The organism is Companilactobacillus bobalius (genome assembly GCF_009764355.1).
Map to the genome: position 1 here is coordinate 162,967 of NZ_LNUA01000031.1, position 14,658 is coordinate 177,624.

General features: G+C 36.0%; 17 protein-coding genes. 12 read left to right on the forward strand and 5 right to left on the reverse strand.

The genetic code is table 11. From position 1 onward, the window contains the following. Positions 1-16: 16 nt before the first annotated feature. On the reverse strand, positions 17-1,693 hold the full coding sequence (gene alsS, locus ATN92_RS05300) for an acetolactate synthase AlsS (RefSeq protein WP_056953482.1): 1,677 nt from the start codon (positions 1,691-1,693) through the stop codon (positions 17-19). A 111-nt stretch (positions 1,694-1,804) separates the two neighbouring features. On the opposite strand from alsS, the gene ATN92_RS05305 reads away from it, so the two are divergent. Then, the gene (locus ATN92_RS05305) at positions 1,805-2,233 is read left to right on the forward strand and encodes a MarR family winged helix-turn-helix transcriptional regulator (protein WP_056953484.1); all 429 of its coding nucleotides are present in this window, start codon (positions 1,805-1,807) and stop codon (positions 2,231-2,233) included. Positions 2,234-2,242: 9 nt separating this feature from the next. On the opposite strand, the gene ATN92_RS05310 is transcribed toward ATN92_RS05305, so the two are convergent. Then, positions 2,243-3,235: a helix-turn-helix transcriptional regulator gene (locus ATN92_RS05310; RefSeq protein WP_082604555.1), complete on the reverse strand. Its 993-nt coding sequence runs from the start codon at positions 3,233-3,235 to the stop codon at positions 2,243-2,245. 103 nt (positions 3,236-3,338) lie between these two features. Between ATN92_RS05310 and ATN92_RS05315 the strand changes: the two genes are divergently transcribed. Then, on the forward strand, positions 3,339-3,590 hold the full coding sequence (locus tag ATN92_RS05315) for a Mor transcription activator family protein (RefSeq protein ID WP_143444247.1): 252 nt from the start codon (positions 3,339-3,341) through the stop codon (positions 3,588-3,590). 42 nt (positions 3,591-3,632) lie between these two features. Here ATN92_RS05315 and ATN92_RS05320 read toward each other — a convergent pair whose 3' ends face one another. Further along, the gene (locus ATN92_RS05320; protein WP_056953488.1) at positions 3,633-4,304 is read right to left on the reverse strand and encodes a metal-dependent transcriptional regulator; all 672 of its coding nucleotides are present in this window, start codon (positions 4,302-4,304) and stop codon (positions 3,633-3,635) included. Between the two features lie 38 nt (positions 4,305-4,342). Beyond that, on the reverse strand, positions 4,343-4,504 hold the full coding sequence (locus ATN92_RS05325) for a hypothetical protein (RefSeq protein WP_156638765.1): 162 nt from the start codon (positions 4,502-4,504) through the stop codon (positions 4,343-4,345). Between the two features lie 406 nt (positions 4,505-4,910). Between ATN92_RS05325 and ATN92_RS05330 the strand changes: the two genes are divergently transcribed. The 3 genes from ATN92_RS05330 to ATN92_RS18715 all read left to right on the forward strand — a co-directional run bounded on the left by ATN92_RS05330 (position 4,911) and on the right by ATN92_RS18715 (position 8,706). Then, positions 4,911-5,351: a universal stress protein gene (locus ATN92_RS05330; RefSeq protein WP_056953489.1), complete on the forward strand. Its 441-nt coding sequence runs from the start codon at positions 4,911-4,913 to the stop codon at positions 5,349-5,351. 30 nt (positions 5,352-5,381) lie between these two features. Further along, a complete protein-coding gene (locus tag ATN92_RS05335) occupies positions 5,382-7,022 on the forward strand; it encodes an Nramp family divalent metal transporter (RefSeq protein ID WP_056953491.1) in 1,641 nt (546 codons plus the stop codon). A 241-nt stretch (positions 7,023-7,263) separates the two neighbouring features. Further along, positions 7,264-8,706: a hypothetical protein gene (locus ATN92_RS18715; RefSeq protein ID WP_234032516.1), complete on the forward strand. Its 1,443-nt coding sequence runs from the start codon at positions 7,264-7,266 to the stop codon at positions 8,704-8,706. A 20-nt stretch (positions 8,707-8,726) separates the two neighbouring features. On the opposite strand, the gene ATN92_RS05345 is transcribed toward ATN92_RS18715, so the two are convergent. Then, positions 8,727-9,137, reverse strand: coding sequence for a peptide deformylase (locus ATN92_RS05345; RefSeq protein ID WP_056953493.1), 411 nt, complete (start codon positions 9,135-9,137; stop codon positions 8,727-8,729). 112 nt (positions 9,138-9,249) lie between these two features. Here ATN92_RS05345 and ATN92_RS05350 point away from each other — a divergent pair, with 112 nt between their 5' ends. From ATN92_RS05350 to ATN92_RS05380, 7 genes are all read left to right on the forward strand, one after another. Further along, the gene (locus ATN92_RS05350; protein WP_056953495.1) at positions 9,250-10,062 is read left to right on the forward strand and encodes a glycosyltransferase family 8 protein; all 813 of its coding nucleotides are present in this window, start codon (positions 9,250-9,252) and stop codon (positions 10,060-10,062) included. A 74-nt stretch (positions 10,063-10,136) separates the two neighbouring features. Continuing rightward, positions 10,137-10,460 (forward strand): hypothetical protein, encoded by a 324-nt coding sequence (locus ATN92_RS05355; RefSeq protein WP_054643824.1) that lies wholly within the window; start codon positions 10,137-10,139, stop codon positions 10,458-10,460. An 18-nt stretch (positions 10,461-10,478) separates the two neighbouring features. Then, a complete protein-coding gene (locus tag ATN92_RS05360) occupies positions 10,479-11,297 on the forward strand; it encodes an SPFH domain-containing protein (RefSeq protein ID WP_025085357.1) in 819 nt (272 codons plus the stop codon). A gap of 688 nt (positions 11,298-11,985) precedes the next feature. Continuing rightward, positions 11,986-12,522 (forward strand): phenolic acid decarboxylase, encoded by a 537-nt coding sequence (locus tag ATN92_RS05365; protein ID WP_056953497.1) that lies wholly within the window; start codon positions 11,986-11,988, stop codon positions 12,520-12,522. A 50-nt stretch (positions 12,523-12,572) separates the two neighbouring features. Next, a complete protein-coding gene (locus ATN92_RS05370; RefSeq protein ID WP_056953499.1) occupies positions 12,573-13,088 on the forward strand; it encodes a PadR family transcriptional regulator in 516 nt (171 codons plus the stop codon). Between the two features lie 272 nt (positions 13,089-13,360). Next, the gene (locus ATN92_RS05375; protein WP_056953502.1) at positions 13,361-13,627 is read left to right on the forward strand and encodes a hypothetical protein; all 267 of its coding nucleotides are present in this window, start codon (positions 13,361-13,363) and stop codon (positions 13,625-13,627) included. 249 nt (positions 13,628-13,876) lie between these two features. Further along, the gene (locus tag ATN92_RS05380) at positions 13,877-14,653 is read left to right on the forward strand and encodes a YveK family protein (RefSeq protein WP_056953503.1); all 777 of its coding nucleotides are present in this window, start codon (positions 13,877-13,879) and stop codon (positions 14,651-14,653) included. Positions 14,654-14,658 lie beyond the last annotated feature (5 nt).

Below are 14,658 nucleotides of genomic sequence, written 5' to 3' on the forward strand. Positions count from 1 at the left end.
AATCCTTCTTTCTATCTTAATTCAAGACGTCGTCAACCAACTTGGATGCTAATTGAATGTTGTCTGAATAATCAACGGGGATGTGCAAGATAACTGGTCCCTTAGTATCAAAAGCTTTTGCTAGCATTGGTTCGAGATCTTCGGCTCTCTCAACACGCATACCAGTAGCACCAAAACTTTCAGCGTATTTAACAAAGTCAACTGGTCCTAATTTAACTCCGGCATCGTGACCATATTTAGCGATTTCTTGGAAACGAACCATATCGTAATAACCGTCGTCCCAAATCAATTGTACGATATTGAGGTGTAAGCGGACAGCTGTTTCTAGTTCTTGACCAGAGAAGAGGAAGCCACCATCACCAGCAACGGAAACAACTGGCTTTTCAGGACGTTCCAACGCAGCAGCAATTGCCCAAGGAAGTGCGACACCAAGTGTTTGCATACCATTACTGAATAACAAGTGACGAGGTTTGTAACTTCTAAAATGACGAGCCATCCAGATGTAGAGACTACCAACATCAACTGTGACAGTTGTGTCGTCATCAACTTGATTTTGCAAAGCATGGATGATAGCAAGGGGGTGGATGCCGTTTTCATCGGAATGGTTAGCTGGAATAGCGTCTTTCTTGGTAAATTTCTCTTGTTGGTCAGCCAGATGTTTGTGCATATCAGAACCTAAGTCGATACCATCCGGTAAGTTAGAGCTGATTTCGTTAAGAGTCTTAGCAATATCAGCGTTCACAATCAAGTCAGGTTGATAATCATTAGTAATTTCAGGCTTGATACTATCGAGATTAATTATTTCTCCCGTGCGACCAATATTCCAATTACGGGCCTCATATTCGATAGGATCGTAACCGACTGCGATAATCAAATCACTTTCCTTAAGGATAGTGTCACCGATTTGGTTACGGAACAAGCCGACACGACCGTAATAATTTTTTTCCAAATCACGCGATATGACACCAGCACCCTGGAAGGTTTCCACAACTGGAATCGAGAACTTGTGCAGAAATTTGTGAATAGCGTCGGTAACTTCATTGGTAGAAGAACGCATACCTGCCAAAATTACGGGTAACTTAGCTTTTTCAATTTTTTCGATAATTTGGTTAAGCGTTTCTGAATCAACGCCACCTTGTTCAACTTTGTGTAGTGGTTTGATAACAGGGCGAGTTACGTCATCATTCAAGACATCTTGAGGAATAGACATGAAAGTTGCCCCAGCTTTAGGTGATACAGCATTTTGGTAAGCGTTTGCAAATGATTCCGATAAATTGTTGGCGTCTTGAACTTCAACACTGTCCTTAGTAGCGGCGGATAGGAGTTCCTTGCTAGAAATACTTTGGTGAGTTAAACGGGCAATATCGTTTCGAGGCACTTGACCACCTAGAGCAATCACTGGATCTCCCTCAGAAGTAGCGGTAATTAGACCAGTAGCTAGATTAGAGACACCAGGGCCTGAAGTAGTAGCCACAACACCAGGCTTACCAGTTAGACGACCAATACCTGCAGCAATGAAAGCTGCATTTTGTTCGTGACGAGTAATTATTAGTTTAGGAGTTCTTGGATCATCATTATGTTCAAGTGATTCAAAGAGTCGATCAATCTTAGCACCAGGGAGTCCGAAGACGTAATGAGCGCCTTGATTGATCATCGATTGGATCAAAGCTTGAGCACCATTAGTTTTTGTCATTGTATCTAACCTCTTTTTTGTGTAGATTTGTTCTATAATTATTTATAGGAAAAAAATAAAGCATTTGTGTTGATTTGTCAACACGTGAGTCTTTTCATGGAGTGAAAGTTAATGAAAAATATTGGATACTTAGCACAAGATATTTCTATCTTACACCGTCAATATTACAAGGATACGAGGGATGAATTCAATCAAATCAACTTGAATCCGACCGCAGCTTGTATTTTATTGGCTGTAAGTGATTATGAAAACATCAGTCAGAACCAAGTGGCCCGTTCCTTAGTAATTGATAAGGGGTTAGCAACTCGAGAGATCAATAAAATGAATCAATTGAATTACTTAACCAAATCAGATGGAGCTGGTAAAACTAAAGTTCTCAATTTGACTGAAGAGGGCAAGAAAATCGTAACAAAAGTCCAAAAGATTCGTAGTCAATGGTGGGAAGATCGCTTTGTTAAAGCTGGTATTCAAAAGGATAGTCCACTAGTTTCTTCCATTGAAGCAGTAGTTTCAACTATTGTTGATCCGATTGAAAAGTAAAAAAGAAGCTTATTCATACCGTTGCAGTATGGATTGAGCTTCCTTTTTGATGTTGGTAACTAAATTTTCTGGTGCTAAAACTTTTACATTTTGTCCCTGACTCAACAGCCACATCATAACGCCACGTTCGCCAAAAGTATCGGCTTCAATAATGACACTGCCACCATTCTGTGATTGTTTGGAATTATGATCTGAGAGTAAATTTCCATTGGCGTCACAGTGTGCTACAACTTTAGCAGTTGGAATGCGGTCGAGTGCAGCTTCAACGATACCCCAGAATTGAAATTTTAGATGAATCAATTTGCCGGGATACATGAATTGAATCTTTTGACGAAATTTACCTTCTTCAAAACGATCTTTATAGTCTAAATCAATCTTGCCAGTTACGTGATAGTCTTCGATTCGGTCAATTCGGTAAAGTAAGTTGTCCTTGTAATCAGGATTGTAGGAAACTAAATAAAAATAGTATTCAGAGAAAATCAGAGCTTGTGGCAGAATATTGCGAATAACTGTTTCCGAATGTTGACGACGGTATCTGATTTCAATAGCTTTTTTCTGTGTAATGTATTTGCTTAAAGTCCAAATTTTATCTAATAAATTTTGTTGATGATGCAAAGGCGTGTAGTTGAAGATCTCATTTTGAATCAAAGGCTGGACCTCACTACGGATTTGACTATTTGCCAAGTTTAAGAGTCCATCGACTGTATTAGTTAATTCACGCCGATTAAGCGCACGACTAGCCAATAAAATTTTGATCAAAACGAGGATTTCCTGAGCATTAAGAATGTGTTGATCACTGTGCATACGATAACCGGAATTGCTCCTCTCATACTGGATTCTGTAGGGCAGACAGATGTCTTCGAAAGTTAAATTTATCTGACTGATATCTCGTTGGATGGCACGTGGAGTCACATTATATTCACGGGCCAAGTCGTTCTTATTCAAAATTTGATTGTCAAGTAGTTTTATATAAATAGCGAAGCGACGCTCAGATGTGTTCAAAACTTTTCCTCTTTTTGCATAAGTGGACAGGATTCGTCTATCTATTATTATAAAGTAATTTTGAAGATAAAATTACTGTATTAAGGAGAATTAGGTGACAATTATGTCTGAAAAAGTAGACTATGATATTTTGAATGAATCATATAAAGGAATAGCTGAAGTTATTGGAGTTGAAGCGATGCTAAAAATTCGTGATAACTATTGTGGTATGCAACTACAACTGCCAATGCGACTCTATGACGCTAATAAATTACGTAAAAAACTTCAAAAAATGGACGTGCAATCGAACCAAATTATGATGTTATCGCGAAAGTATGGCTATTCACCACGTTGGATCAGGGAAGCCAGCAAATAAAAAAGAGCGTTTGACAACGCGTGATTTTACAATCATGCCTACTCAAACGCTTTTTTGTGTCTCTTTAACTTTTTCAATGTGAATCATCTTAGTGATGTTCTTGGGGAGAATCTGCTTCAAATTGTTACGCAGGTTCAAGATGACCATTGAGTGATCGTAATCGTTGATATTGAGAATCTTGATAGAATCGGAAAGCTTTATATCAATGTTACTTAGAATTTTGAATAAATAGGAATCTTCCGTAAAGTTGACTATTTTGAAAGTCGTATCGGAAATGTTCTGACTGGCTAACAAAGAATCAGTGGAATAAATGGGAATTGCGGAATTAATTGGGATGATGTTGCCGTGTGGACAAGTCTGTGGATATTCCAAGTAGATATTCAGACGGTCGATCAATAATAAATCGGGATGATCTGATAAGGTCGTGGCCTTATCGTAAATGTCACTCAACGGGATATCTAATTTCTCATAGAGCCAAGTTTCGATTAAACGATGTTGCTGAATTAAAGGGATGACATCATTTAAACCTTTCTTAGTTAACTTGCTACCGTAGTATTTCGTATATTTAACCAAGCCTAACTTGGAAAGATGTTGGGTACGGTCGGAAATAGAAGCCTTACTGACGTTAGCTTTGATGGCTAGATCTATATTGTTAACATTTTGGAAGCTGCCACCAAGCTCGAAAATAAGTCTTAAAAAATTTAGGTCGTTCAAAATCGTTCACCACTTTTTCTTAATAAGGTTCTTTCAACCTATTTTCTGCGATTCTTAAAAATCATGTCATCTAATAGTAAGGAATTAGTAAAAATTCTTGAATACATACCAACTAAAACCTCGGAGGTTAACCAGTTATTGGTTAAGAATTCCTCGTCATTGACTTCGTTGATTACCTCTCGATGTGTTTCTTTACGCATGATATTCCTCCATTAATAAGAATAAGAGTGATTTATTAGTTTAGACTAATAAAAATAGTTAAACATAAATATAAAAGCTATTGTATGGACATATTGTCAAATAGTTATATTCATGAATCGCTATAACTCTGTCGTTAACGCCTTTAATATAACATAATTATTTTATTTGAAATAGTTAAGTTGAGTTTAAGAATAATTTTTTATATCACATTAGGTAGCCTTGAAAGTCTTTATAATGGGCAAGTAATCGTTTTCTTGAAATTTTATAGAAAAATCGCTGATTGTACTTTTTTATTAGGCGGACTTAAAAAATAGTTTACATAGATTTAAAAAGCGGTAGAATGGTCTTTGGAAAGACGGGTAGGACTTACTTGTCTGATAAAAATTAATTGGAGGAAAGAAACCAATGTCAAAGCAAAATAACACATTTGAACGTGTCTTGGTTGGTGTTGATGATTCAGCTGATGCTCAATTAGCATTTAGATACGCTATGCATCGTTGCATCAAAGATAATTCAACTTTGATCATTACTTCCATATTGGAAAGCGGAGATATGAATGTATATCAAGCCTTAACTAGAGATTATGTTCACGGTGAACGTAAAGATCTTGAAGAGCATATGCAAGAGTATCGTAAAATTGCCTTGGATGCTGGAGTCCAAAAGGTCGAACTTGTAATTGGTGAAGGAGATCCTGGCGAGACAATCGTGAAAGATATCATTCCTACTGCCAAAGCTGACCTATTAGTAATCGGTTCGTTATCTAAGAAGGGGATTAGAAAGTACTTCGGTTCTCAAGCTGCATATATGGCGAAATATTCACCTATTTCAATTATGATTATTCGCTAAAACCAAATTTAAATATAAGGGGAGATTAATATGGCTGAAAAGCGTAAATTAATCCAATATGCCAATGGTCCTTCACTAGAAGAAATCAATGGTACAGTCGATGTTCCAAAGGACAAAGGCTTTTTCAAAACTCTACTTGCATACTCAGGTCCAGGAGCTTTAGTTGCCGTTGGTTACATGGATCCAGGTAACTGGTCAACATCAATCACCGGTGGTCAAAATTTCCAATACCTATTAATGTCAGTTATTCTCTTGTCTAGTTTAATTGCCATGTTGTTACAATATATGGCTGCTAAACTAGGCATCGTGAGTAAGATGGATTTGGCACAAGCAATTCGTGCTAGAACAAGTAGATCATTAGGAATCGTTTTATGGATTTTAACTGAGTTCGCTATTATGGCGACAGATATTGCTGAAGTTATCGGTGGTGCGATTGCTTTGTACCTATTATTCAATATTCCATTAGTAATCGCTGTATTTATCACCGTTGGTGATGTTTTAGTACTGTTATTATTAACTAAGATTGGTTTCAGAAAAATTGAAGCTATCGTTGTATGTTTAATTCTTGTTATTTTATTCGTATTCGTATACCAAGTTGCACTATCAGATCCTAACTGGGGCGCTGCCTTTGCTGGATTAGTTCCAACAGGTAAGACCTTCGCTACACATCCAACAATTGGTGGACAATCACCATTGCAAGGTGCTCTAGGAATCATTGGTGCCACAGTTATGCCTCATAACTTGTACTTACATTCAGCTATTTCTCAAACAAGAAAAGTTGATCATGCTGATGAAAAATCAGTTGCACAAAACGTACGTTTCTCAGCTTGGGATTCAAATATTCAATTAACAGCCGCATTCTTTGTTAATGCTTTGCTATTGATCATGGGTGTTGCCGTCTTCAAGAGTGGTGCCGTTAAAGATCCATCATTCTTCGGTTTATACCAAGCTCTATCAGATACATCAACACTAAGTAATGGCGTTTTGATTGCCGTTGCTAAATCAGGTATCCTTTCAACATTGTTCGCTGTAGCTTTGTTAGCTTCAGGTCAAAATTCAACAATTACAGGTACACTTTCAGGACAAGTTATCATGGAAGGTTTCGTTCATATGAAGATGCCTCTATGGTTACGTCGTTTAGTAACACGTTTGCTATCAGTTATTCCAGTTCTAATCTGTGTTATGTTAACAAGTGGTAAGAGTTCAATTGATGAGCACGTGGCTTTGAATGATTTAATGAACAACTCACAAGTCTTCTTAGCCTTCGCCTTACCATTCTCAATGTTGCCATTACTATTAATGACCGACAGTGTTACTGAAATGGGTAAGAAATTTAAGAACGCAGTCTGGATCAAAGGATTCGGTTGGTTCTCAGTTCTAGCCCTAACAGGATTAAACCTTTACGGATTGCCAGATCAAATCAAGGCTTTCTATGGAGATGGAATTACAGCAGCACAATCAACACAAGCCGACATCATCGCCTGGGTATTAATCGTAGCCGTAGTAGCCTTACTAGTATGGACATTGGTTGATATGCACAAAGGTAATGAAAGATTGAAGACAGAATTAGCAAGTGAACACGTATCATCAACATATGAACACTTGGCTAAACTATCAAGAGAAGCCGGTTCAGAAGCTGAATTCGATAAAGAAGCAGTCGCAGAAAGATAGAGAGCGAAGTAAGAGCGGTCAGCCTCTGAGGATGTGCCTTGGAATTGCCCGTCATACTTGAGAAACTCATTTTTACTATATTTCCAAGAACCATAGTTATCAAAAAATAGAATTTAGAAGATATGAAACGTTAAAACAAAAATGGCTAGAAAATGATAAGTTTTCTGGCCATTTTGCTATATCAAATATTAAAATTAAATACAACGGATGATTTGAATTTCTTATATGGAGAGAAAATATAATGGACAATCAAAACAAAATTAAAAATATTGATAATACTATTCAAGAATTTATTAACTCATCTTTTAAAAGCTCTAGTTTACTTGAAAATGTATTGAAACAATACAAAGAATTGAACGACAATCAAAAGAATGTCATAGAAAAAAGAATGTATGTCATTTATCGGGGAAAGTTTGGTTTCCTTTTTTCGAATTCCTTTTATAAAGAAACACTTTTTTGGATGTATAAAACGATGCAGCATGAAAGATTTTCTAAAGAACTTAAAGAAAATAAAAGTGCATTTTTATCAGAAGCAGTAAAAACTTTGCTGATTTTATATCTAGAAGACAGGGAAAGTAATAAATTAATTCAGGCAAAAGAATACTTTGAACAATTGGAAAAAATTGGAGTATTCGATGAGCAGACTCAAGATATTTATAGCGAAGATACTAAAATTTTATATGCTATAAGGGATAATGGACTATGGACGGAAACAAATTTAACGGTGCCAATAGCAATGAATAGCACATTAGAGCCCGTTAAAGTTTTTCTTCAACAAGATGAATTAGTTGCTAGTGTTTCTTGTACTAGAGGAGCTAATAATTCTATTATTCAAACAAATGGTAATGTTACTAGATTTCAGGATAGAGAATCTATAGTTAGCAATTCTAAATGGACTGTAAAAATAAATAATTATTTATCTTGTGAGAAAAACAGCTCTAAAGATAAAACTGCATCAGTAATGCAAGAGATTGTATGTAAATCGATTAATTTGGTTATTGATCAGTATAGACAAAAGACGGGTGAGTATTGGATTAAAAGAATTTATCCTTCAATGATAGGAATGCATTCTATTAAATATGGTGCTATGGATACTGTGTTTAGAAATATACCAATGTATGATAGAGGAACGTATGAAATATCCCCTAATGTAGAAACATTAAGTCTCTCTGATATATATGAGTCCAACTCGTCGCCACTATATGAAAAGCTTTATTTAGATGCGAAGGCTTATTTACTTATTGAGGAATTGGGTGAAAGCGTATTGTTATTAAATATGGCATTTGAAAATTTTACATACGAAGTTATCTGTCCTTGTATAGAAAAAATTAGTAAGGGAAAATATGCAAAAAATTTTTATTATGGAGTAAAAAAATATGATGATTATTTTTTGAAAGATTATATAACTGAAGAAGAATATAAAGAGGCTGTTTCAAAGAAAATCATTAAAGCAAGTGGAACATCAATGTATGCTATATACAAAATACTTTGGAATGAGTCATCCAAAGTATCTAGTAGAGTTTCAAAAACAAAAATGAATAAATTGATTTCATGTATACGTGATAATAGAAATGAGTTTTCACATGGTAGTTCTAATACAAAAAAGATTTATTTCAATAAAGTTAAAGAACAGTTAGATGCATTTCAAGAATTAATTGAGGTTTGTAGTATACAATGTGACTAAGGTGACTGTGTGTTGAATCTTTAAATCAAAATACCATCACAATGATCAACTTCATGTTGAATAATTTGAGCAATGAAGTCAGAGAACTCTTGTGTATGTTCTTTGAAATTAACATCTAAATACTTAACCGTAATATTTTTATAACGTTTAGTAGGACGTTCACCGTCAAGAGAAAGACAACCTTCAGAAGTGTGATAGGGATTCTGCATACTTATAATAGAAGGATTTATCATAGGAACATTCATTATTCCCATAGAAAAGGCGATGATACGTTTGTTGACGCCAATCATGTTGGCTGCCATACCGACACAGTTTTCGGAATGTGATTGTAGAGTGTCGAGTAGATCTTGAACGACTTGAGAATCATTTTTAGTGGCTAATTTGGATTTTTGACTGAGAAGTGCTTGGTCGTGGTTTATTGGTTTAATCATAATTAAACTCCTAGAATAGAATGTTCTCATTATAAGCGATGAAAGATAGTAGATTCAAGCAACAAACGGCTATAATGAGGGTAGTTAATCAATTCAGAGGAGCGTGGAACCAATGAATCTATTATTTGCGATTGATGATCGTGTCGTCGATCAACTACTAACAGTCTTATACTCAATCAAACGTAATACCTCCGCAACCAGTTTTTCCGTATATGTGATTCAAGATAAGAAATTAACTCATACCCAAAGGATTATCCAGGTCTGTAAGAAACTCAAGATGACCTATCATCCAATCATTGTTTCCAATACCCATTTCGACAAGGCACCAGTGACCGACCGCTATCCGAAGACAATTTATTATCGCTTGCTGGCCTACGAGTATCTACCCAAGAATCTGAAGCGAGTACTCTACCTCGATACCGACGTTTTAGTGATCAATGATTTGAAAAAATTATATAACATGGACTTCGACGGTTACTGGTACGCAGCCGCTAGTCACATCGCACTGGATGTAACTGATTCATTAAATAAGATCCGTTTAGGTAACTTTGATACCGATGGCTATTACAATTCTGGAGTCATTTTGATGAACCTGCCGGAAGAACGAGAACATGTCAAAGCTGAAGATATTTATGGCTACATCAGAATTAAGAATCTAGCACTGTTCTTACCAGATCAAGATATCTTGAATGGACTCTATGGACAGCACATCAAAAAGATTCCCGATGAACTCTACAATTACGATGCTCGAATGAATCCACTCTATTACACCAAGAGTAACGGCGTCTGGGATATTGATTGGGTAATTGAACATACCTCAATCTTACATTTCTGTGGGCGGGATAAACCTTGGAAGTCAGATTACAAAGAACGCTTCTCCGGATTGTACAAACATTATGCACATGTTGCCAAAAGCTTACATTAGTAGGCTTTTTTTATTTTGCCTAAATTTTATATCAAAGTGATATCACTTTGATATAAAGGTGCTATAATACAGATATGGCAGATAAGATGATTGCATTAAGACTAGATAAAGATTTGTACGACCGAATAGCAGAAGATGCAGGTCGTGAGAATCGTAGTGTTAATAATTATATTGTCACCAAATTGAGTGAAGCTGTACCTACAAATAACCTCGAACAGCGCCAAATTGTAGGGTCTATCGTCAGAGGGGATAAGATCAACATGGCAAACGACTTGGTCGAGGTTAAAGGTATCTACTATCGCTATGATTTACTGGCAAACGATTCAGTTAACACCCAACGTAATTATCAGGTTATTAAAGCAAATGGTAATATCCTGACAATACAGGAATTAAAATAGAAAAGTAGGCGGGGAATAATGTTTGGATTTAAGGTAGTGCGTCAAAATCATGTAGGATTGGTTGAAACTTTGGGGAGATACAAGCGTGAAGTTAACGCTGGTTTGAGTTTTTACATTCCCATTTTTCAAAAAGTTAGAATAGTGGACCTTGCAATGATACCGTTGTCCTTAAAAGGATATTCCGTTATTACCAAAGATAACGCTGAAGTACAGACAAACGTTACATTAAATTATCACGTTACCGATGCGCGTAAATTCGAATATGAAAACAGCAACTCAGTTGAATCAATGGTGCAATTAGTCCGTGGACACTTACGTGATATTATCGGTAAGATCGACTTGAACGAAGCACTAGGGTCAACCTCAAAGATCAACGCAGATTTAGCCGCAGCAATCGGGGATTTGACTAATACCTACGGAATCAAAGTAGACCGTGTAAATATCGATGAATTGAAACCATCAGCTTCCATCACCGAATCAATGGAGAAACAAATCAGAGCTGATCGTGAGAAGACAGCCGCCATTGCTAAAGCAAATGGTGAAGCCAGAAGTATTGAAATTGAAACAAAAGCCAGAAACGATGCGACCGTCTCAACAGCCAAAGCCGAAGCAGCTGCAACCATCGCCAGAGCCGATGCCAAAGCATACGAAATCAAGAAGTTGAATGACATGTTAGCATCAGCCGACAATAAATACTTCACAGATCAACAAATCCAAGCATTCGCAGCCTTGGCAGAATCTTCAAGTAATACCGTTGTGATGAGTAAAGAAGATATCGGAAAGTTCTCCGAAATCCCCGTTACCGCACAAGTTATGAATCAGATTAGTAAAAAGTAGAGAGAGCGGAGTGAGGGCGGTTAGCCTCCGAGGATTTGCCTAAGTACTGAAATCGCACGCGGATTTTGCGGGCAATTTCAATACTGTAGCAAACCGGAAGAGGTTGCCCTCACGCAGCTCGTTTCCACTATATTGCCAAGAACATTGGTTATCTAAATAAAGAACCGCTCAAGATTGCAAAAAGAATAATCATCATTTATAATATTTATGTAATCGAAAAGAGACCACAGGAATATGGCTCCCGTGATCTCAATCATGACTCGAAAAATTTCGTTGGTTGGCTAACCCTAGTGGTTAGCTTTTTTTATTATCCAATAGGCCACTGCAAAAAATATGCAGGCGATACCTAGTTGAACAACGGATTCTGCGAAAGCAAACACAGCCCAACGCACCTTATCATTTCACTCATAGTTAACCCTCCATTTCTCCAGTAATCGAGAGGGAGTATACTACTTGTTTTTAAAGCCACTAAAGTCAATAAAGAGAAATGACCCTTTACGACTCTAGCTTGAGTATAACTAAATAAATCAAACTTTTAAAATTTGATTTGTGATAATTGAGCATAAGTATTTTGATAACCCTCAGCATGAGGGCTTTTTTTATCTCTAAAAAAACAAAGCTCTTGACTATATGTTTATATCGACATATACTATTAATTGTCGATAACGACACAAGGAGGCAAATAACTATGACAAAAACATTTAAAACTTTAGAAGACTTTTTAGGAACACATTTCATTTACACATACGATAACGGTTGGGAATATGAATGGTACGCAAAAAACGACCACACAGTTGACTACCGTATTCACGGTGGTATGGTTGGTGGCCGTTGGGTAACTGATCAAAAAGCTGATATCATTATGTTAACAGAAGGTATTTACAAGATTTCTTGGACAGAACCAACAGGTACAGACGTAGCCTTGGACTTCATGCCTAATGAAAAGAAATTACACGGAACAATCTTTTTCCCTAAGTGGGTTGAAGAACATCCAGAAATTACTGTGACATATCAAAATGAACATATTGATTTAATGGAAGAATCACGTGAAAAGTACGAGACATATCCAAAATTAGTTGTGCCTGAATTTGCTAATATCACATATATGGGTGATGCTGGTCAAGATAACGAAGATGTTATCAGTGAAGCACCTTATAAAGGGATGCCTGATGATATTAGAAATGGTAAATATTTCGATAAGAATTATAACCGTATTAATAAATAGTATTAGAATGATATACGAGAACATCGTATATCATTTTTTTTGGAGGAATTATGCCTAAGAGACGAATTTTGCCATATGTATTGCTTGGATTGATAAACAATAAAGGCAAGTTATCCGGATACCAAATCAGTCAAGAATTCAAAAATGAAGTTGGCGAATTTTGGCGTGCATCACACAGTCAGATTTATCCCGAACTAGCTCGTATGAAAGAGGACGGTTGGTTAATTGATCAAGAAGATGGTAAATCAACTTACTATCAAATTACTGAAGTCGGCCATGGAGTTTTGCGTGCCTGGATGGAAGAACCACTGCAAGCAGATGAGGACTTGTTCTCGCTAAAAATGTACTTTGTATTGGATGAAACAGATCCGCTGATGAAGAAACTGATTTTTGAAGAGTTAAAAATTAATCAGGATAAGTATGCTCATTTGCAAATACGACTCCAAACAGTATTTTCCAATCAGCAACAAATAAAAAATAATTATGGTCACTATTTGATTTTGACGCGTGCTATCGAACGAGAAAAAAATCATATTGAGTGGTTAAAACGAGAAAGCGACGTTTAATGACGTCCTTTTTTTGTACAATTGAACTTGACTCCCGATATATTTGAACATACAAAGATGAATGAACCGGTTCGAATATAGTTATTCTTTTTTATTAATAGCCTAACTAACTATTAATAATAGGAAGAAACACAAAAAATAAAAATAATAAGTCTCCATTAATATGTCATTTCATAGGACTTTATACATGCTTTTTGTATTGCGCCGTGCATTTTTACAGTATCCAAGTTTTTGCTATTTTATATATTAGTGGAGTTCGGGAGGAAATAATTTTGAAAAAGGAAAAAATTCGCTACGAGGTTTTACATCCAACATACAAGGCTCTTTATGATTTAGTTGGCGAAGATAATATGATGAAAGTTTATCATGAATTCCGAGGCACCCAAGTACAGATGCCGATGAAACTCTATGATCGTCAAACACTTAAAAAATATTTGGGAAGCATCAGTGATAAGACCATAAGTATTAAAGATTTGTCACACATCTATGGTTTTTCCCAGAGATGGATTAGAAAGGCATTGTTTAAGGATAAAAAATGAAGCTAAGAAATTTAAACTTGGTCGTCCAAAATATATGTAAAAACAATTAATCAAAAAGTAAAAATAAAAATCTGGTTAACCTTTACTAAACGGAAAAAAGCGTCTGGTAAACGTTGCCAAATTTTTAAATTTGTCAAGAATTATTGTTTGGAACGAGCTAATGGACTATACTTTTTTATACATGCTTTAATTAAGCTGGGGTTTTTATGTATATAATTTACAATAACTTGTATATATTCGGAGGACGAAGTGGAATCAGAACAAAATATTAGTATGATGCAGATCGTAGGCATCTTACGCAAACATATAAAAGCAATTTTCGGAACAACTATTGTTGTTACTTTGGCAGCAATTTTCGTTACCTTTTTCGTTATGACACCAAAATATAGCGCCACTACACAAATTTTGGTCAATCGTAAATTATCAGATGATATGCAATCAGCGCAGTTCCAACAAGTTCAGGCTGATGTTCAGATGATTAGTACTTATAAGGATATTATTACTAGTCCTACTGTTTTAAGAGATGTTAATAAGGAAGTAAGCGCGTATCCGGGATATCCGGGTTCAATAAATGCGTTAAAGAGTTCGTTATCCATCAGTAATGCTCAGAATTCTCAAGTGTTTTCAGTAACGGCAAAATCTTCTGATGCAGGAACTGCAGCAGCAATCGCTAATATGACAGCAAAAGTTTTTAAGAAAAAAGTAGTAAAAATTATGAGTGTTAATAATGTTTCAATTGTTTCTGAAGCTACGGCAAATACAAAACCGGTAAGTCCTAGAAAGGCCTTAAATGTTATAGCTGGTGTAATTATAGGCTTAATCTTAGGAATAGCATTAGCATTTATTCGTGAGTTAACTGATAGAACAGTTTCAACTGAGACGTTCTTAACTGATGATTTAGGACTTACGAGTTTGGGAACTGTTGCTGAAATTGATCAAAAAGATATTGAAAGAACTGTTGAACATAAGAAAGTTCAATCTAAATTGAGTATCAATAAATCTTCAAGAAATCATAGAAGGGTCTAGGGAAT